Annotated in this window: 23 protein-coding genes, 1 tRNA gene and 1 other RNA gene; 15 read left to right on the forward strand and 10 right to left on the reverse strand. The window is 63.7% G+C overall.

Annotation, left to right across the window (positions count from 1 at the left end):
• Position 1: 1 nt before the first annotated feature.
• The 3 genes from M2421_RS19630 to dnaQ are packed head-to-tail and all read left to right on the forward strand — an operon-like array spanning position 2 to position 1,840.
• Positions 2-646 carry a class I SAM-dependent methyltransferase gene (locus M2421_RS19630; protein ID WP_259210002.1) on the forward strand — a complete coding sequence of 215 codons (645 nt, stop codon included), beginning with the start codon at positions 2-4 and terminating at the stop codon, positions 644-646.
• Between the two features lie 11 nt (positions 647-657).
• On the forward strand, positions 658-1,110 hold the full coding sequence (gene rnhA, locus M2421_RS19635) for a ribonuclease HI (protein ID WP_259210003.1): 453 nt from the start codon (positions 658-660) through the stop codon (positions 1,108-1,110).
• Positions 1,111-1,114: 4 nt separating this feature from the next.
• Complete coding sequence (dnaQ, locus tag M2421_RS19640; RefSeq protein ID WP_259210004.1) at positions 1,115-1,840, forward strand: DNA polymerase III subunit epsilon; 726 nt, start codon at positions 1,115-1,117, stop codon at positions 1,838-1,840.
• 273 nt (positions 1,841-2,113) lie between these two features.
• Here dnaQ and M2421_RS19645 read toward each other — a convergent pair whose 3' ends face one another.
• A complete protein-coding gene (locus M2421_RS19645) occupies positions 2,114-2,818 on the reverse strand; it encodes a protein phosphatase 2C domain-containing protein (protein ID WP_259210005.1) in 705 nt (234 codons plus the stop codon).
• Positions 2,819-2,988: 170 nt separating this feature from the next.
• On the opposite strand from M2421_RS19645, the gene M2421_RS19650 reads away from it, so the two are divergent.
• Positions 2,989-3,079: transfer RNA gene (locus M2421_RS19650), tRNA-Ser, on the forward strand.
• A gap of 371 nt (positions 3,080-3,450) precedes the next feature.
• Positions 3,451-3,858, forward strand: a complete 408-nt coding sequence (locus tag M2421_RS19655) for a DUF6165 family protein (protein WP_259210006.1) — start codon at positions 3,451-3,453, stop codon at positions 3,856-3,858.
• A gap of 73 nt (positions 3,859-3,931) precedes the next feature.
• Here the strand turns inward: M2421_RS19655 and M2421_RS19660 are convergent, their stop codons facing one another.
• Positions 3,932-4,981, reverse strand: coding sequence for a glycosyltransferase family 9 protein (locus M2421_RS19660; RefSeq protein WP_259210007.1), 1,050 nt, complete (start codon positions 4,979-4,981; stop codon positions 3,932-3,934).
• 21 nt (positions 4,982-5,002) lie between these two features.
• Here M2421_RS19660 and M2421_RS19665 point away from each other — a divergent pair, with 21 nt between their 5' ends.
• The 3 genes from M2421_RS19665 to M2421_RS19675 are packed head-to-tail and all read left to right on the forward strand — an operon-like array spanning position 5,003 to position 6,926.
• Positions 5,003-5,752 carry a 3-deoxy-D-manno-octulosonic acid kinase gene (locus M2421_RS19665; protein ID WP_259210008.1) on the forward strand — a complete coding sequence of 250 codons (750 nt, stop codon included), beginning with the start codon at positions 5,003-5,005 and terminating at the stop codon, positions 5,750-5,752.
• The gene (locus tag M2421_RS19670) at positions 5,752-6,519 is read left to right on the forward strand and encodes an MBL fold metallo-hydrolase (protein ID WP_259210009.1); all 768 of its coding nucleotides are present in this window, start codon (positions 5,752-5,754) and stop codon (positions 6,517-6,519) included. The genes M2421_RS19665 and M2421_RS19670 overlap by 1 nt, the downstream gene beginning before the upstream one ends.
• A gap of 2 nt (positions 6,520-6,521) precedes the next feature.
• Positions 6,522-6,926, forward strand: a complete 405-nt coding sequence (locus M2421_RS19675) for a DUF4440 domain-containing protein (RefSeq protein ID WP_259210010.1) — start codon at positions 6,522-6,524, stop codon at positions 6,924-6,926.
• Positions 6,927-6,947: 21 nt separating this feature from the next.
• Here M2421_RS19675 and ffs read toward each other — a convergent pair.
• Positions 6,948-7,044, reverse strand: an RNA gene (gene ffs / locus M2421_RS19680) — signal recognition particle sRNA small type.
• A 139-nt stretch (positions 7,045-7,183) separates the two neighbouring features.
• Entirely contained in the window at positions 7,184-7,576 is a 393-nt protein-coding gene (locus tag M2421_RS19685) for a hypothetical protein (protein WP_259210011.1), read from the reverse strand.
• Positions 7,577-7,787: 211 nt separating this feature from the next.
• Between M2421_RS19685 and M2421_RS19690 the strand changes: the two genes are divergently transcribed.
• Positions 7,788-8,105, forward strand: a complete 318-nt coding sequence (locus M2421_RS19690) for a multidrug efflux SMR transporter (protein ID WP_259210012.1) — start codon at positions 7,788-7,790, stop codon at positions 8,103-8,105.
• A gap of 217 nt (positions 8,106-8,322) precedes the next feature.
• On the opposite strand, the gene M2421_RS19695 is transcribed toward M2421_RS19690, so the two are convergent.
• The 5 genes from M2421_RS19695 to M2421_RS19715 form a co-directional block, all read right to left on the reverse strand.
• Positions 8,323-8,853: an outer membrane protein assembly factor BamC gene (locus M2421_RS19695; RefSeq protein ID WP_259210013.1), complete on the reverse strand. Its 531-nt coding sequence runs from the start codon at positions 8,851-8,853 to the stop codon at positions 8,323-8,325.
• A gap of 174 nt (positions 8,854-9,027) precedes the next feature.
• On the reverse strand, positions 9,028-9,405 hold the full coding sequence (locus M2421_RS19700) for a GNAT family N-acetyltransferase (RefSeq protein WP_310440394.1): 378 nt from the start codon (positions 9,403-9,405) through the stop codon (positions 9,028-9,030).
• Between the two features lie 304 nt (positions 9,406-9,709).
• On the reverse strand, positions 9,710-10,051 hold the full coding sequence (locus M2421_RS19705) for a hypothetical protein (RefSeq protein ID WP_259210014.1): 342 nt from the start codon (positions 10,049-10,051) through the stop codon (positions 9,710-9,712).
• Positions 10,048-10,362, reverse strand: a complete 315-nt coding sequence (locus M2421_RS19710; protein ID WP_259210016.1) for a hypothetical protein — start codon at positions 10,360-10,362, stop codon at positions 10,048-10,050. The genes M2421_RS19705 and M2421_RS19710 overlap by 4 nt, the downstream gene beginning before the upstream one ends.
• 70 nt (positions 10,363-10,432) lie before the next feature.
• Positions 10,433-11,209, reverse strand: coding sequence for a hypothetical protein (locus tag M2421_RS19715; RefSeq protein WP_259210017.1), 777 nt, complete (start codon positions 11,207-11,209; stop codon positions 10,433-10,435).
• 106 nt (positions 11,210-11,315) lie between these two features.
• Between M2421_RS19715 and M2421_RS19720 the strand changes: the two genes are divergently transcribed.
• The 4 genes from M2421_RS19720 to M2421_RS19735 all read left to right on the forward strand — a co-directional run bounded on the left by M2421_RS19720 (position 11,316) and on the right by M2421_RS19735 (position 13,823).
• Entirely contained in the window at positions 11,316-11,654 is a 339-nt protein-coding gene (locus tag M2421_RS19720) for a helix-turn-helix transcriptional regulator (protein WP_259210018.1), read from the forward strand.
• A gap of 223 nt (positions 11,655-11,877) precedes the next feature.
• A complete protein-coding gene (locus M2421_RS19725; protein WP_259210019.1) occupies positions 11,878-12,036 on the forward strand; it encodes a hypothetical protein in 159 nt (52 codons plus the stop codon).
• A complete protein-coding gene (locus M2421_RS19730) occupies positions 12,033-12,704 on the forward strand; it encodes a hypothetical protein (RefSeq protein WP_259210021.1) in 672 nt (223 codons plus the stop codon). The genes M2421_RS19725 and M2421_RS19730 overlap by 4 nt, the downstream gene beginning before the upstream one ends.
• Before the next feature lie 108 nt (positions 12,705-12,812).
• Complete coding sequence (locus M2421_RS19735; RefSeq protein ID WP_259210022.1) at positions 12,813-13,823, forward strand: DUF3800 domain-containing protein; 1,011 nt, start codon at positions 12,813-12,815, stop codon at positions 13,821-13,823.
• A gap of 129 nt (positions 13,824-13,952) precedes the next feature.
• Here the strand turns inward: M2421_RS19735 and M2421_RS19740 are convergent, their stop codons facing one another.
• On the reverse strand, positions 13,953-14,219 hold the full coding sequence (locus tag M2421_RS19740) for a conjugal transfer protein TraD (protein WP_259210023.1): 267 nt from the start codon (positions 14,217-14,219) through the stop codon (positions 13,953-13,955).
• A gap of 458 nt (positions 14,220-14,677) precedes the next feature.
• Here M2421_RS19740 and M2421_RS19745 point away from each other — a divergent pair, with 458 nt between their 5' ends.
• Positions 14,678-16,408, forward strand: coding sequence for a MobA/MobL family protein (locus tag M2421_RS19745; RefSeq protein ID WP_259210024.1), 1,731 nt, complete (start codon positions 14,678-14,680; stop codon positions 16,406-16,408).
• 139 nt (positions 16,409-16,547) lie between these two features.
• A complete protein-coding gene (locus M2421_RS19750; RefSeq protein ID WP_259210025.1) occupies positions 16,548-17,783 on the forward strand; it encodes a hypothetical protein in 1,236 nt (411 codons plus the stop codon).
• The last annotated feature ends 707 nt before the right edge of the window (positions 17,784-18,490 follow it).

An 18,490-nucleotide genomic window follows, 5' to 3' on the forward strand; every position in this document is an offset into this window, starting at 1 on the left:
CATGCCCGCCGCGCCGAGCCCCCGTCAAGCGTCAGTCGCATCCTGGTTTGATACTGAACCTGCGCAAGTGCTGTGCCAGTTGGAGTTCGAGCGGTTGACGCCGTTGCTGAACGAGCGGCCGAGCACGCCCTGGCTGTGGCTGGCGCCGACCGCCGCCTGGACCGCCCTGGCCGACCTGCCCGGACGCGGCCTGCGCCTGCATCGCGAGGCCGGCGGTTATGCCGGCGACACCCGGTGTGGGCTGCCGTTGCCGCTGCCCAACGAAAGCGTCAACGCGATCGTGCTGCAGCACGTGACCGCACGCGATGCCGAGCACCTCATCGCCGAGTGCGAGCGGGTGCTGATGCCCGGTGGGCGGTTGTGGCTGTCCACGCTCAATCCGTTCAGTCCGTATCGCCGCCAGTGGCGCCACCACGGGCTGGTGGTACGCACGCCGCAACGCCTGCGGCACACGCTCGAGCGGGCCGGTCTGGCCTGCGAGCAGCTGGATTACCTGGGGCCGATGTGGGCCAACCGTGCCCCTGGCCTGCGCAGCCTGGCGCCGCTGCGCGCAGCCTGCCTGTTCACCGCCGAGAAACGCACCCTGGCCCTGCCAGGACCTACGCCACTGCCGGTACGCCGTTGGCACGGTACCGTGGCGACCTGATCTGGAATGCAATGAAGACAATCGAACTACACACCGACGGCTCCTGCCTTGGCAACCCCGGCCCCGGCGGCTGGGCGGCCTTGATGCGCTACAACGCGCACGAGCGCGAGTTGAGCGGCGGTGAAGCGCACACCACCAACAACCGGATGGAACTGATGGCGGCCATCTCCGGGCTGGAGGCGCTGACCGAGCCCTGCAACATCGTGCTGTTCACCGACTCGCAGTACGTCCGCCAGGGGCTGACCCAGTGGATGCCGGGCTGGATCCGCAAGAACTGGAAGACCGCCGGCGGCGATCCGGTCAAGAACCGCGACCTGTGGGAGCGTCTGCACGCGGCCACGCTGCGCCACCAGATCGACTGGCGCTGGGTGAAGGGGCACTCCGGCGACCCGGACAACGAACGCGTGGACCAGCTGGCGCGCGACGCCGCGATCCGGATCCGCGCCGCCGGCCCGGTACACTGAGCCCATGCGTCAGATCATCCTCGATACCGAAACCACCGGCCTGGAGTGGCGAAAGGGCAACCGCATCGTCGAAATCGGCTGTGTGGAGCTGCTTGAGCGCCGGCCCAGCGGCAACAATTACCACCAGTACATCAAGCCGGACTGCGAGTTCGAACAGGGCGCGCAGGAAGTCACCGGGCTGACCCTGGAGTTCCTGGCCGACAAGCCGGTCTTCGCGCAGATCGCCGAGGAGTTCCTGGCCTTCATCGATGGCGCCGAGCTGATCATCCACAACGCCGCGTTCGATATCGGCTTCCTGGACAACGAGCTGTCGCTGCTCGGCGACCACTACGGCAAGATCACCGACCGCTGCACGGTGATCGATACGCTGAAGATGGCGCGCGAGCGCTTCCCGGGCCAGCGCAACTCGCTGGATGCGCTGTGCAAGCGGCTCGGCGTGGACAACGCCCATCGCCAACTGCACGGCGGCCTGCTCGATGCGCAGATCCTGGGCGATGTGTACATCGCGCTGACCTCGGGCCAGGAAGAAATCGGTTTCGGTTCGGTCGACGACGCCAAGGGCAGCACCGCCCATGCGCAGGCGTTTGACACCTCGCGCCTGTTGCCGCGTCCGCGCGTGGTGGCCACCGCCTCCGAGCTGGAAGCGCACGAGGCGCGGCTGGCCAAGCTGCGCAAGAAGGCCGGCCACGCGATCTGGGACGGCGAGCGCGTGATGGCCGAGGCGGGCTGACCGCAGGGCGCCGCATGCCTGGATCTGCCGGGTGGCGCCACGCCAGGCGTGGCTGCGGCCCGGCTGGCGGTGTGCACGGGCCGGAGCGGAGGGCAGCCGGGCGTGGCTCGGCTCTACCCGGGGTGGGGCCGCCCGGGTGTAAGTCGGGCGGTGATGCCGATCTCGCTTAGGGCCACGTCGGTGCGGCGACCGTCAGCCTTCGAATCCGCATGCTCGGCCCGTGCTCATCGAGTCGGCATGGCGCAGCGTCCGCCGCCGCGCGACCGGTCGGCCTCAGTGGCAGCGCACCAGGATCACGGTGATGTTGTCCGAACCGCCCCCGTCCAGGGCGGCCGCCACCAGGGTGTCCACGCATTCCTGGGCGCTGGCGTCGTCGTAGGCCAGGGTGCTTGCGATGCCCTTGTCCTCCACTTCTTCGGTCAAGCCGTCGCTGCACAGCAGCAACTGCATGCCCGGGCGCAGTTCACCGGTGGTGGTAGCCACGTTCAGGTGCGCCGGATCGGTCACTCCCAAGGCCTGGGTGACCACGTTGCGGTGCGGATGCGCGCGCGCCTGCTCGGCGGTCAGGTTGCCCTGCGCCACCATTTCCTGGACCACGCTGTGGTCCTGGCTGAGCTGGGCCAGGGCGCCGTCGCGCCACAGGTAGGCGCGGCTGTCACCGACCCAGGCCACTTCATAGCGATTGCCCTGTACGCGCGCGGCCACCACGGTGGTGCCCATCGGCAGGCTGTCGTTGCGGCGGCGCGAGGTACGGATGATTTCCTCGTCGGCGACCCGGATCGCATGTGCCAGGGTCGCGCCCTGGCGGATCTCGCGCACGATGGTTTCGCGCGCCAGGGCGCTCGCCACCTCGCCGCAGGCGTGCCCGCCCATGCCGTCGGCGACCAGCCACAACGCCAGTTCGCCATCGCCGTAGTAGGTGTCCTCGTTGAGGTCACGGCGCAGGCCAGGGTGGGTGAGGTGTCCGAATTCGATCATGAGGGGGCGGCAGCCAAGGGGACGTTGCAGGGGATAACGGCATGATCGCGGGCCGCCGGACATCCGGCAAGGCATCCAGACAGAAGAAATTCACTTGCGTGGCAAACGAATGACTTGTCGTCGGCGCATCCTGCCCGTATCATTCGCCTCCCGGTTCGCCGGGACCATCTGGAGAGGTGGCAGAGCGGTTGAATGTACCTGACTCGAAATCAGGCAGGCGTTTATAGCGCCTCGGGGGTTCGAATCCCCCCCTCTCCGCCAGACACGCAAAAAAGGCTACCCAACGGGTGGCCTTTTTTGCGTGTCTGGCGGAGAGGGGGGTGAAGCGAAGACACGCCGGGGTTCGACGGATTCGTCTGGAACGAATCCGGACAGCCGAACGGCTGGCCCTGGAGCGCGCAGCGCGGAAGGGCTGGGCCCATGGATGGGCCCAGCAATCCCGGCAATGAAGCGGCCACCCTCGTTCCGGGTTCGACTCTCCGACGGAGAGGCAGCGCCGTACGAAGGGCGGCCGCTGTGGGACGGACGTGCGCCGAGCATCACGAAGCCACGCATGGCGTGGCTCTACCGGGCCGCAGGCGCCCGTCATCACCGTCCGCTAAACTGCCGATCTCCCGTAACGGATGTCCCCCATGACCGCTGAAATCCTGGTTCCCGTGTCCTTCGGCGAGCTGCTGGACAAGATCTCGATCCTGCAGATCAAGTCCGAGCGCATCGACGATGCCGCCAAGCTGGCCAACATCCATGCCGAGCTGAGTGCGCTGGAGAAGACGTGGATGGCGCATCCGGCCGCGGTCAAGGACATCGCGCGCCTGCGCGCCGAGCTGAAGGCGGTCAACGAGCGCCTGTGGGACATCGAGGACAACATCCGCCTGCAGGACAAGGCGCAGGCCTTCGACGAGGACTTCATCGCCCTGGCCCGCAGCGTCTACCTGGAGAACGACCAGCGTGCGCGGATCAAGAAGGACATCAACCTGGCGCTGGGCTCGGGTTACGTCGAAGAGAAGTCGTACAAGGATTACGCGCCCAAGGGCGCGTAATTCCGTCGGCCTGCGACGCTAAAAGGGGGGGGGCCGAACGCTCGCCGGCAGCCCCGTGATGTCCGCCTGCCGGTCAGGCCGGGCGGTGATCGGCGACATAACGCTCGAACGCGGCGATGCCGTCTTCGACGGTGATCAGCTGCATCACGTCGTCGAACTCGATCTTGGTGCCCCATTTCAGTTCGCTGGCCGGCTTGCCGAGGAACTTGCGCGCGGCATCGTCGTAGCGGTCCACACAGTAGCGGCGGTCCGAATACGGTCCACTGCGGGCCGGATTGCTGGCCGCGTGCAGGCCCAGCACCTTGCTGCCCATGGCGTTGGCGATGTGCATCGGGCCCGAGTCGGGGGTCATCACCAGCGCGGCGCGGGCCAACAGGGCCGGCAGCTGCTTGAGCGTGTCCTTGCCGACCAGGTCCAGCGCCGGGGTCTGCAGCTGGGCCTGGATGGCATCGGCCATGTCGCGCTCCAGCGTGCTGCGCCCGCCGCACAGCACCACCCGCCAGCCACGCGTGCCGGCGTGGTTGGCCACCGCCGCATAGCGGTCGGCATACCAGTTGCGGCGCACGTGGCTGGAGCAGGGCGAGATCATCAGCACGGGGCGGCCATCGTCCTGCCACTGCGCCTGCGCCCAGGCCACCGCCGCTGGCGGAATGGCCAGGTCCCAGCTGACCTCGGTCTGGCGGATGCCAAGCGGCTCGCCGAAGCTGCCGATCGCATCCAGTACATGGATGCCGGGGCGGTCGGGAATGCGTTCGTTGATGAAAAGGCCGTGAAGATCCTTGGAGCGTGCCTTGTCGTAACCGATCCGGCGCACGGCCGGCACGAACGCGGACAGCACGTTGGCGCGGAAGGCCACCTGCATTTGCAGCAGCGCCTCGAAACGCCCCGGCGGGAACCCGCTGCGCAGGGCGCGCATGCCGGCCAGCCCGGTCTTCTTGTCGTAGGGGTGGAATACCACGCCCGGCAGGCCATCAAGCAGCTTGTGCCCGGCCTTGTCGATGATCCAGTGCAGCGGCGTGCCCGGCCTGGCCTGCTGCAGGGTCCTCACCAGCGGCACCACGTGGGTGACGTCGCCGAGTGCGGACAAACGCAAAAGACACAAGGAAGAGGACGCTGATGCCATGGTGTTGTTAGACTCGAAGGAATGGTCGCATTCGACGCCACTGAAGCGCTGACGCCCTGCCGCGATGGACGCGGCATGGGTGCCATTCTGTTCGACCGCGAACGGCTGCGGCAAGCCGAGATCGGCCTGTTCTCGCCCGCCCACTGGGCCGAGCGGGCGCGTCCGGTCGGCGATGGCGGCCGTGGCGGGGCCTGGTTCGTGGATGCGCCGTTCGGCCAATGCGTGCTGCGCCAGTACCTGCGCGGCGGCATGGCGGCCAAACTCAGCCGCGATCAGTACCTGTGGCGCGGTGCCAACCGCACCCGCAGTTTTGCCGAGTTCCGCCTGATGCGCGCCCTGCGCGCGCTGAAGCTGCCGGTGCCGCAACCGATCGCCGCGTTCTACATGCGCGACGGCATGCGCTACCGCGCGGCCATCCTGATGGAGCGGCTGGAAGGCGTGCGCTCGCTGGCCGACCGCGCGCTGGTCGCCGGCCGTGGTGCGCCATGGGAAGAAACCGGGCGGCTGATCGCGCGGTTCCATCGCGCCGGGCTGGACCACGCCGACCTCAACGCCCACAACATCCTGTTCGACGCCAATGGCCATGGCTGGCTGATCGATTTCGACCGCTGCGTGCAGCGCATCCCGGCCACCCGCTGGCGTGAGAAGAACCTCAAGCGCCTGCTGCGCTCGCTGATCAAGCTGCGCGGCGAGCGCAGCCAGGACGACGTGGAAAAAGATTACGCACGGCTGCGCCGTGCCTACGACCTGGCCTGGAACCGGGGCTACTGATGGAGTGGGCACTGCGTTTCATGGGCGTTGGCAATGCCTCGGCGGTCCAGCTCGGCTCGCCGATGGCCGTGATCGAGCGCGAAGGCAGGCCCTGGCTGACCATCGATTGCGGTGGGGAAGGCCTGACCGCTTTCCAGGCCCAGTACGGGCACGTGCCGCAGGCGCTGTTCGTCACCCATGTGCACCTGGACCACGTCGCCGGCTTTGAACGGCTGTTCGTGGATGCGTTCTTCTCGCCGCACCGGCGTGGCCGCATCCGCGTGTACGTGCCGGCCACGGTGGTGCCGCTGCTGCACAGGCGCGTGGCCGACTACCCCAATGTGCTGGCCGAGGGCGGCGCCAACTTCTGGGATGCCTTCCAGCTGATCGTGGTGGGCGATGCGTTCTGGCACGACGGCGTGCGCCTGGAGGTGTTCCCGGTGCGTCACCACTGGCCGGAAACCGCGTACGGCCTGCGCCTCAAGGGCGCCGTGGTGTGGAGCGGGGATACCCGGCCGATTCCGGAAATGCTGGCGCGTTATGCCGACGACAACGAGCTGATCGCCCACGACTGCGGCCTGCACGGCAACCCGTCGCACACGGGCGTTGACGACCTGGAGCGCGAATACAGCGCTGCGTTGCAGGCGCGGATGATGCTCTACCACTACGCCAGCGAGGCCGATGGCGATGCGCTGCGCCAGCGCGGGCATCGTGTCGCGCTGCCCGGCGAATGCGTGCCGCTGGCCACGCCGACGGCCATGCACGTACTGGCCCAGGACCCGCCCTGAGCATGGCGTCCGCACCGGACCCGGCTGCGCTGGCTGCTCACCTTGAAGCCCTCGAACGCGCCCTGCATGCCCCCGGGGTGCGGGGCGATTCGGCGCGTCTGGCGGACCTGCTGGATAGCGACTTCAGTGAGATCGGCAGTTCCGGGAACTGCTACGGGCGCGCGGCGGCGCTGGTCGACATTCCCGCCGAGCGCACGGCGGTGGAGATCGTCTCTGAGGACTATCGCATTGTCCTGCTGGCGCCGACCCTGGCCCAGGTGCGTTATCGCAGCTGGTATGTGATCGAGGGGGTGCGCCAGCGCGAGGTGCTGCGCAGTTCGCTGTGGCGACTGAGCGGGGCCGCGTGGCGGGTGGTGTTTCATCAGGGCACGCCGGCGGCGGCAGGCGGCAGCGACACGTCGGCGTAGCCGGGCCCCAAAAAGGTGGCGGCCCCGCCGGCTGACCTCGGCGCCCGCGTCGATCGATACCGTTGCTGCCTTCCGGCCCTGGCGGGATTTTCGACCTAGCGTCGCGAGGGGCCGACGGGGCCACCATAGAGACGTTCCACACGTGGGGCGATCAGGGATCGGTGCCCAGCATTGGAAGCTGTACTGCAGAAGCAGGCCCCCGTAGTGCAGTCGCGCATTCTAGCGCATGCGTGGCACGCAGTGCCAGCGCATGCCGCTCAGTCCGCGCGCTGCCAGAGCAGGTCCAGGTCGCCGTCCACGAAGCCCAGGCCGATACCCGCCACCTGGTGGGTCAGGCGCGGACCGAAACGGGGCGTGTCCAGTGCCTGCAGCAACGCCGCGCGCACTGCGGCCAGGCACGCTTCCCAGCCCTGGCCGGTCAGTGCAAAGGGGAGCTCGATCTCGCGCACGGGCGGCGCCCATATCTCGTCGCAGGGCCAGTCCGTATCGTTCGCATCGAAGCGGTCGGTGCCGACCAGTTCGATGCAGAATCCGGCGTCGTCGCCTGCTGCGCCTTCGCTGAGGTTGAACGACAGCCCCACGACCGCCTCCGGTAGCGGCGCTTGTAGCGCCTGCTCCAACCAGTCGGCCAGTGTCGGATGAATCGGCATGCGCCTTTCCTGCATCAGGGCGGGACAGGATGCCACGCGGCAGGCATGGAGCTGAATCAACCGCGTCCCAGGGCTGAACCCTGCGCAAAGCGGCGGATCTGCAGGTGCCTGGATCGAAACGGCGTTGCTAGAATCGGCGGCAGGAGGAACGACCTCCCCCGCAACGGGAACCAACGACCAGGACGACCTGGCCCCCATCAAGGAGGGCCGCATGGCCTGGATCTATCTGTTGGCAGCCGGTGTACTCGAAATCGTCTGGGCGTTCGCGATGAAGCAGTCCGACGGGTTCAGCAAGCTCACGCCCTCGATCATCACCCTTGCCGCCATGATCGCCAGCTTCTGGCTGTTGTCGCTGGCCATGCGCACGTTGCCACTGGGCACCGCGTACACGATCTGGACCGGCATCGGCGCGGTGGGCGCGTTCGTCATCGGCATCATCTTCCTGGGCGAAACGATCAATGCGATGCGGATCGGCGCGGCGGTGCTGATCGTGAGCGGGCTGGTGCTGATGAAGGTGTCGAGCAGCTGAGTGCCCACCCGCTCCGGTGGCCCCCTGTAAGGGGCCACCGATAGGCGGTCCATCATCGAGGGTCAGGGCGCCAGCGTTGCGGCGATACTGTCCAGAAGTGAACGCTCGAGCGTTCCTTTTGCCCTGCACGTGGTCAATCCGTGCGTGAATTGCCCCTCCTGTCCGGTGTTGAAGCTGGACGTATCGTTCACGGTCTGGGGAGGGCGGCGGTTGAAGTTCATGTCCAGCTCGAATGTGGACGCGTCATCGAAATTGCGGGTACGTAGCGGACGGTGACCTTCACCCGCGTGGATGTGTCATCGAGTGCCGTGGCGAAGATGTTCATCTTGCCGGACAGGGTCATCCTTCGCTCATGCGTATAGAGGTTTCCGGCATTCACTGCCTCGTACCGCGCAAAATCCGCCGCGCCTGCGTAGGCGTAGTCCCGCCTGCCACGCAGATTCTTCACCCACAGGGACCACTGGCCACAATCCAACGCGCTCCCTGCCTCGGGTACCGAGAACGACAGGGTGATGAGCCCGGACGCCTTGTCGATGTTGTCGATCACGAAGGACGTTTCGGACAGGTGCGAGACCAGGGCCCGCCACGTGGTGTCGAAGGGGGCGGAAAAATCCTGGCTGTTCCGGATATCAAGCGGAGCGGTGGGCGGGGTGTAATGGGAATCGCCGTCGAGTAGCTTGCCGTACGCTGCCATCGGAACGCTGAGCGCGGTTGCCGTCAGGCAGGCGATGATGATCGTTCGAAACACGGGTTTCCTCCTTGACTGTGTCGTGCCGCGAGCACGTTGCCGTGCGGCATCGTAGCGCCGGCCCGGTCACCATGAACAGGGGCATCCGGCAGGATGTCCTCCCGCGCTATGCCAGCGATAGCGCCATGCCCACGGCATCCAGGCCCGGGCCATGGCCATCGCTCACCACGCCTGTCACTTCAAACCCTGTGCGCGGTAGAAGTCGCAGCTGTGCTGGCTGGTGCTCAACACCACGCGGCGCGCGCCACGCGCACGTGCCTGCTGCAGGCGCGCGTGCGCCAGTTCGCTGCCGAGCCCCTGCCGGTGCATGGCCCGTTCCACCATGCCCCAGCAGAACGCGGCGGTCAGCGCGTCGTCCATCGCCAGTCCGCCGCATGCCACCACCCGGCCGTGGCGTTCGATCACCAGGTAGTCCGCAGGCCGCGCAGGCTGCTGCAGGTAAGTGGCAAAATCCGCACGTTCATGCACGCCGAAGAACTGCGGGACGTTGCCGTCGAAGAGGGCCAGGCAGGCGGGTGTATCGGCAGCGGTGAAGGCGCGGATCGGGGACATGGACTGCATGCGGGTGGGCGGATCGGCTGACTGTGCCACGAACCCGGCAGTCGGCGCGCCGCGCTACCCAGACAAATAAAAAGGGCCACCCGATGGGCAGCCCTTTTCATGTGTGTGGCGGAGAGAGGGGGATCGGATCGACCCGAACCTAACCTCTTGACCCTGCAGCAGACCGCAAACCGGACATGTGTCCTAGGTTGTGTCCCCAGACTGTAGGCGATCCCTGAATCCGTGGGAAGAGCAGCCGAAAACCAAAAAGGGCCGCATCTGGCGGCCCTTCTAGTTCCCTACAGTTTCCTTTTAGCTACTGAGTCAACTGCGCATACATCACGAGCAGGAGCATCGGCAGTCCGCTCAGCAGTGCGAAGGCTCCGAAGCCGCCCATCAAGGTCAGCAGCGTCATGACCCACCACTGCCACCAAGCGAACCCGGTATCTCTAGCTTGGGCAGCTCGTGTCTCGACCGGATACCGCAGTGCCGCCTTCCGGCTTGCGCGTCGGGCCATGAGCGGCCCGACGACGAATCCGAAAGGTCCGAGGAAGAGCAGGGTTCCCGAATACCACCAGAAGAACCGGTCGCGCGGTGTCATCAGCCTGCGGTTGGTAAGGGAGGCATGGTCCAGCAGGCGAGGGGGCTGAGCGCTCATTTTGCGTAGGCCTTCCAGGTTCCCGACTCCTTGGCATACCGAAGATTTTTGCTGACCGGGACAGGCACCTGCCGAACTCCAATCTCGATGGTCACCGTCCCAGTGGTGTCGCACCGATAGCCGGCCACGTCCTGAGCCTCCACGCACCCGGTGAGGTGAAAGTCTTGAACACTGGTGATTTGACCGGCTCCACTTTGGGTAAGAAGGACGGTCAAGGCCTTTTCGGCGTCACTGTTGGAAGGCGGGCCGCCACAGGCAGTCAGTGCAAACGCGGTCGCCAAGCCGGCGAAGGCAAGCTTCGGTGCTTTCATAGTCATTCCTTGGGAGTGAGGTGGGCGGTGGTGGGCCGCCCTTGTGTGCTAAGCGAACCAGCGGGCCGGCTTACCGGTCCTGGTTTCCTTCAGGCTCGAAGCCTGCGATCCACATCCGGCTGTCCTTGAACGGTGTCAGCAGCCCGGAGGCCCCAGGGTGCAGGTCGGCGGTTTGAATGAACCCCGAAACCCAAGCCACGCGAAGCGCCACATCGACAGCTCGGTCCGACACGCCGGGGCGAGATACGTTGACCACAAACGGCTGGGCGGGCGGGTTGGGGCCGGTAGACCGGCTGGCCCCCGTGTTCGGCTTGCCCGACGGCACCCGAACGCCCATCAGGATGTCGCGGCCCTTCCAGAGCGCCGCCGTATTGAGCTCGGCGGTGTCGCCCAGGTCGTCGGTCTCCGTCAGGGCTGCGTTGGCGCAGGTCCGGAAGACTTCGGTCGTGGACGCGTTCGCGCTGGTCCAGATTCTTGCCTCGACGGTCCAGCAGGGCAGGGACGCACCCCATTCCTGGAACGACAAGGCAACGCGCGGCCAATCCAGCCGGCCCTGCTGGGATTGCTGGTGGTTGCCGGTCTTGAAGAGGTTCCGCAGCTTCCCGGCCCCGCTGACCGGAGAATAGATGGCGCCAGATGCGGCAGTCGACTTTGAGCTGCCTTGGGCCGGTTTAACCCCAACCATTTGCTGCCCTGCGTCCTTCAGGCTCGCTCCCAGTTGGCGGAAAAAGCCTGGGCGATTCGGCACCTCTTCCTGCTCAGCGTGGCTCTGCGCCCCCGCAGCGTAGGAGGTCAACAGCAGCGCGGCAGCCAGGCTGATGGCCATCTTTGTCTCGAACTTCCTCATGAAAACCCCTGTGGTTGGACGGGAGAGTGCTACATTTCATGAAGAGTCTGCCATGCATTGAGGGACCACGTCATGCTGTCCACCCGAGTTTTCAACATCCGTTCACGTGCCCAAAGCTTCCCCCCGCTCCCTCTTCGCCGCCCGCCTCAAGCAGGCCAGGGAACTGCGTGGCATCGCCAGCCAGCGAGCGCTGGGAGTGCTGATGGGGCTCGATAAGAAGCTGGCCAGTAGCCGGGTGAACCGGTATGAGACCGAGGTCAGCGGTATTGACCTGGATGGACTCGGGAAGCTGGCCGACGTGCTGGGCTTGCCAATGGCCTATCTGGTAGCCGAAGACGAAGTCATTGCGGATGCCATCTTGGCTCTCTCCCAAATGAGCCGTAAGGAGCGAGTTCGTGCCCTGCGAGCGTTGATTGAAGCGCGCCCTTCTTCGGCCCAGGATTGACGAAAAGGCGCATAAAGCTGCCAAGCCACGCCCAACATGGTTCACGGGAGTGACCAAAACGCCTACTCTCATGAACCATGTTGAATGCGTCAATGCGCTGGATAAAAGCCTTTAATATCAATGCTTTGTGTCGAAAAAATGACTATGATAGCGTGTAGCTCTATCTAGATACTGGGGTTGGGGATGAGAAAAACTTCCAGCATCGATCTCCGAGCCGCAAGTTATGGCACTTATCCAGTCCATCCTCGATTTTTTTGAACGCATGGCCTCCCAGACGGATCCGGTCTTTGCTGCGGCATTGCTCCTCGTCGTAATGGCCCTTTCTCTGGTGGGGATGTCCCTCTACGTGGTCTTGGCCGCAATCAGGAAGCGGAAAGAATGAGCACCAGATGGGGGAGCTTCCCGAAAGCAGCAGTGGACTCTGGAAAGCTGGCCTCCCTCACCGGGGCCAATGGTGAGGTGGGCACGCACATCGCCGCCCATAAGGTCTACTTGGCGCTCGCGCTAGAGGTGAACTTTCATACTCGCCAGGTCGAAATGGGGATGTCATTCCTGCAGGAGCGCACCGCCCTTGCTAGGCCGATGTTGGGCAGAGCCTTGTCGGCCTTGGAGCAGGCTGGCGTGTTGCAGGTAGAGCGTGACGGCTATCGGAACCGCTATATGCAGCTTCTGCATGCCCCGAACGCCTTTAGGCAGGTCCCAAGAGCTGTGACTAACCAGGCGCTGAAGTTCAAGTTCAATCGAGGGGTGACTGTCTTGGCAGCCTGGAAGCTTCTGCCGGTCCTGCTCTTCTTGCGTGATGGCAAAACGGGTGATGCACAGGCCAAGCATGAGACGCTCCAGCGTTACTCACGCGTGCGGCCCGAACATGTCAGTGCTGGGATCTCGCAGTTGGTGGAATGGGGGCTGGTTAGACACCGTCCCACAGAGAGCAACCGCAACGGCCATCCAAGCTTCGTCTATCGATTGACTGGGGAGTTCGGGGGCGGCGCACCCGAGAGCGGTGGCTCGGTCACTCCGGTGCTGAAGCCAAACATTGTCCCCTTCTGACAAGGGGCGAGTAGTCAGTGGTTGCGTGCTTCCGGCGACAGCGCAGGTAGCCAAAGTCGCGGGTGAAAACCATAACTACTTTTCTTTAGCTGGGGGGGGGGGGGGGGCATGTTCATCTACGTAGATGAGTCCGGCAGCTTCGTTCCTGCTGCGAAAAGCGACAGTTGGTGCGTCGTTGCGGGCTATGTCGTCCCAGAGGTTGCCAGGAAGCGCGTAGAGCAGTCGCTAGGCCTGCTCAAACGGGGCTTGGGGCGCGGGTTTCAGGATGAGGTCAAACTGAAAGACTTGTCGGAAGCGAACCTCAAGCGTTTTCTAGGCGAGCTTGGCAAGCTTGAATCAACGCTCTTCATCTCTGCTATAGACCTTGGCCATCAAGACCCAAAAGTGGTTCTGGCCCATCAGAAGAAGCAGGTCGAGAGTGTTCGAGCCAACCGGCCCAACATGCTCTACGAAGAGGGGCGTGCTTCCATAGATGATCTGTCGGGGAGGCTGGAGCGCCTGTCTCCGCAGCTATATACCCAGATGGTGGCCCAGATAGACCTATTGGATCAGGTCTACCGGATGACTACGCTCTACTACGTCCAACGGCTCCCGGCCACACTTAGCAGCTTCAAGTGGCGCATGGATGAGAAGAACTCAGCTCGCCCGTTGTTCGAGCAAACACTGACCCATATGGCACCTGCTCTCATCCAAGCTAAATCCTTGCGAGACCCCGGAATCTTTGTGGAGGAGTTCGACTACTCCCACTTTGAAAAGCACTTCAGAAATGCCCCCGATGACATCCCGGCCTACCTACAGGAGGCCGCTGGTCCCACCATCAAGTCAACGGTCAACTTGGGCGCAGTCATGCGGGATTCGAAGTTTGTCCGCTCGCATGATGTTCCTGGCGTTCAAGTGGCTGACCTATTGGCGTCGGCATGGCGCAGGCTCTTGAGGGGAGAGTTCGATGACAACGACGGGATCGCCCATCTCTTGGGCCGACTGACGGTTCAGCGGCAGAAGCCGAACCCGCCCATCCATTTGTTGTTGTTGGGCGAGGAGCGTTGGGCAGAAGGGTCAGCCTATCGTGCCGCCTTGATAGCAAAGAAGAGCGCAAGGCCCATGCTGCGCAAACGTTAAGAAGGGCGCGTGTCAGAAGGGAACATTTGTCTGCTCCATCGGACAGTGACATGGACAAGCTCACGGCCATCGACGAGCCCCAGATCACGCCCAAGAAAAGCACGAACCTCTTCCGGTTCATATCCTCGCTCATGATCGGGCCCCCTCTCGTGCGGCCGCACGAGCTTCAAGGTGCCTGATTCCACGCTCGCGCAGTTGCTGGCGCAGTGATGCATGCATGCCCATCTTCTCGCTGACGAGCAACAAGGCCCCGACGATTTCTGCCGGGTCCCAGTCGCCTGCGCCCGCTGCGATGGTCAGCCCGCCGAGAACGATTTTCCGATGTGCGTCCACCGAACGGAACAGTGCAGCGCGCTCTTTTGCCTTGTCCCTTGCCGCCTGACGCGCCAGCCGCACCTTCTATTGCTTCTCAGCAATAAGTAACTTGGCTTGCTCCTTAGCGGTGGCTTCCATCAGCTTCGCCAGTTTCAGTTTTTGCTTCTCAATATCCGCCACGATGCGCCTGCATACAAACTTTGATACACCATGCAAGCAGATTCCGCGCGGAGCGCAAGGGGGAAGTGCCCCGCAGTTGGCACGAGCGAGCAGCGAGCGCCGCTTTTGATTTTGGCTAAAAACTTGACAGTTTCTACGTGCATGGGACGCTGGGTTTTGGGGCTTGCGAGCGAAGCGAGTAGCCCGGTTCTCATGCGGTTTTCGAAGGGTGCGAAGCGCCCAAAGAAAACAACAAGAGCGCACTTAGAGTAATCCTTTCGGGATTACGTGCGGTCAGGGGCTTCGCCCCCGACACCCCGGCGCGCTACGCACGCCAGCCCCCATTGCTGGCCCACCAAGGGCTGCGCTCGGAGACTGGATTGGCGATTTACCACCTCACTGCTAAGGCTTACTCGCGTCAGAGAGGACATTCGTCCACTGCTGGCGCTGCCTATCGTGCAGGGGTGCGGATCGAAGACGCTGTAACCGGGGTCGTCCACGACTACACGCGCCGCCAAGGCGTCGCATTTTCGGCACTCTGCCTTCCTGGCGCAAAGAAAGCCGACCGGGCAGAGTTCTGGAGCCGGGTCGAGGCCCATCACAAGCGCGCAGACGCCATTACGTGCCGCGAGGTGGAGGTGGCGCTCCCCGCCGAACTCTCAGCTGAAAGGCGCCAGGAGCTGGCCCATGGCTTTGCCTGCCATTTGGCTGAGCGCTACGGCGTGGCGGCTGACCTAGCCATCCACGAACCGAGCCGGGGAGGGGACGAACGCAATCACCATGCCCACATTCTGCTCAGCGCGTGCAGCGTCAAACCGGACGGGGGTTTGGGGAAGAAGGCTGTGGCATTGGACCCCATCGCGTGCAAGCGAGCCAAGCAACTTACCTTGGTGGACCGGGAACGCGAGTTCTGGGCCACGTCCGTCAACCGCATGCTGGCCAGCCAAGGCTTGGCTGCACGGGTGGACCATCGGTCGTTGTTGAGCCAGCAGGTCGCAGCTGTCCAGAAGAGTGATTTTGCCAAAGCGGCCGAGTTGGACCGCCCGGCCACCAAACACGAAGGAAAAACGGTCACGCAAGCCCGCCGTCGTGGCGAGCGACTCCCGCGCGCCAAGCGCAACGACCGCGTGCGCAACGCGTCAGCCAGCCGAGTGACGGCCCACGCAAAGCGCGTTGAGGCGTTGAAGGGCCGGGCCGCAGCGGAGGGAAGCTTAGCCCAGGTAGACGAGCAAGCCCTGCATGCGCAAGCACTTTTCGAACGTCACAAAGAATCGGCGGGGCGCTTTGGCGCTGGTGTCCACCGACCTCACGATCCTCGTCCGGCGGTGCTCCGGCTCCCGGTCCAATTCCTTACGCCAATGGCAGGCACCGCCGTTCGGTTGCGTGGACAACGTCCCGCTGCGCACAAAGCTGAGGCATCCATGCCTCGGCCCGCCGCTGGCACGGGTAGCCATCAGGGAAAAGGGGAGGCAGCCATTGAGCGCGCCTCACGCATCAACACACCCAACAGACAGGCGGAACTCATGGCCGGAGAGCAAGTAGTGAAGAGTTTGGACGAGATGATTGAACACATGCTCGAGGTGGCACGCCGCGCGCTTCAGTCGACCTGCGCCACGCCATTGGAACGCTCTGCTGCGCGCACGCTGCTACAGCGTCGTGATGACTTGGCCGAAATGCGTCAGGCACATGTGGAGGCCAAACAGGCAAGGGAGGACGCCAGGCTGGCGCGGCGACGCGCAGAGGCAGACGCCAACGTGGCACTAGAAGGCACGGATTTCCGGTCCAAGGCGCTGCGCGCGTTTGGGCTTCCCACCATTAAGGACCGGGCTGCGCAGACTGCTCAAGCGCGGGAGCGGCAAGCCAAGGCGAAGGAACAGCAGGCACGCAAGGTTCGCGACGAGACGAGGGAGGCCAAGAACAACGCCGGGATGGCGTTCGACCTGGCACAGGCGGATTTTCTGACCCACTTTCCGCAGCAGTTCCCGCCGGTCAAGCCCACTGCCGAGCTTGCACCGTCGCGAGATATGGCCGCAGTGCGGCCGTGCCCGACGCAGGCCCCTGAGTTACCGAGGTCGGTCAGTCCGTCTCGTCGGCCGTCGCCGCGGCCTTAGGGCCTAGATAGCGCTCGGGAGGGGCTTTGAACTCAATCAGCCTCTCCGATAGCTTTTGGACCCGACGGGCTGGGCACCGCCTTCGTGGCACGCGCCGCTGTATAGTCTGAGTCTGCTTAGCAACCAATGGACAGGGGCAATGGCTACCAGCAAAAAGGCAGCAAAAAAGGGAAGCGCTAAAAGAACCACGAAGAAGGTTGGGAAGGGCAAGAAGGCCGCTTCTAAACCCATCGCCCGAAAACAAGCTGATAACGATGCTGCTCGCACGCGAACGGCCCGACCGTATCCTGCTTCATCGTTCACCGATGCCCTCACCTTAGGCGAGGCCATCATGCGGTTTGCCTCTGGTGATCGAGTGCGGCGGCTGACGCTGCTGCAACAGATGAACAAGTCGCCGACTAGTGGTCCGACGAAGCAAATGATCACCAACTCGGGAAAATACGGAATCACGAGTGGGTCCTACGCTGCGGAATACTTGGAGCTGACAGAGAAAGGTCGGCTTGTTGTAGATAGTTCTCGTCCAGACCAAGAGCGGAAGCGCGCCTCCTTTGAACTTGCAGTTGAGGGCGTTGCACCATTTAAAGTGCTCTACGATCATTACAAAGACAAGCGGTTGCCCGAACGGGAAATCATGAAGGATGTCATTGGCGACTCGGCCATTGATGTTCCTGATCTCGACGAATGCGTGGATACATTCACTGTGAACGTTAAAGATCTGGACATGCTTAGGACGATCGGCGGTGCTGAGACTTTGGTCTCCATCGAACAAGTCGTTGAGGAGCTGGGCCGGCACGGTGGAGGCGAGGGTGCGGCACAAGGATCTTCGCTACAAGCGGCGAAGCCACCTCAGATAGTAAAAAATCTGAACGATAACCAAGGTAAGTCGACTGACTGGGGGCAGGTGTGCTTTTACATCACCCCCATCGGTGCGGAGGACAGTGTTGAGCGGAGGCATGCTGATCTTTTCATGTCTTCACTGGTCCAGCCCGCGCTTGAAGAGCTTGGGCTAACTGTTGTCAGAGCTGACCATATCGGCGAACCTGGAATGATCACAACGCAGATTTTGGAATATCTGAAGAAATCTCGCCTCGCGATCGCTGATCTTTCCTACCTAAATCCTAATGTGTTCTACGAGGTTGCTCTACGGCACGCCCTGCGCCTGCCTGTAGTGCAAATAATCAGGAAGTCAGATAGGTTGCCGTTCGATGTCAATCAAGCCAGAACACTCGTCTTCGATACTAGTGACATCTACAGTTTGGTCCCGAAGCTCCAGACGTATCGCGCCGAGATCGCGACGCAGGCGAGAAAAGCACTCGAAGATCCCGAAAGCGTGGGCAACCCTGTAAGCATCTTCTATCCAGATTTCTATGACTAACAAAGGTATCTGCCCCGGCCCTCTTGACAAGCAGCCGGGGCGAACTACTTTGAATGTCACGGCCCCCGATTTTGACCGACTCGGAGGCGAGCAAGGCAGATAGCACTACGACACGCTCAGGCAAGGCCCCTTGAGGCCACTCAAGCAGCCTGGACACTCGTAAGTTCCCTCCTTTCTCTCCTCCCTGTCTGCCAGCCTTTTGGGCCGTTGGTAGCCGTAACTCGTTGCCGGTGGAAATACCGGCTGCGCACATGGATAACTGGGAGCTCGCAAGGGCTTGGGTTGACCGCCACCAGGGTGCGCAGGCTTTGATGCAGGGGGACCGGGCGCTGTATGGCCTGCAACCTGCGCCAACCAGGTAGTTCAAGCGTCGCAGAGGCGTGGGGAGTGCTCAATCTGGCCCCACTCGTGTGCCCTGTCACGGTCCGACTATCAGCGGTTTGTGGCCCAAGGATGGCAGCTAGGATGATATTTCCCGGCGACGGCTGGGGAGCGGGCAAGCCCACAGGAGAGACGCCACATAGTGGTGACGGAACCCTGAGCCGGCGCGGTTGGACCGCGTGAATCCGTCGTAGCGGTGTAGTCCATCTATCACCGCGCCCGACTGTCGGGCCGTCCTTTGAGGCGGTAACCAACGGGGGCAAAGTCACCCCTGCCGCCTCGCGCGGAGGTCCTAGGGGAGACTTTGCCCTTCATCGTCGGGGGGA

Origin of the sequence: Stenotrophomonas sp. BIGb0135, from assembly GCF_024810105.1 — a bacterium.
Classification (GTDB): Bacteria; Pseudomonadota; Gammaproteobacteria; order Xanthomonadales; family Xanthomonadaceae; genus Stenotrophomonas; species Stenotrophomonas maltophilia_AB.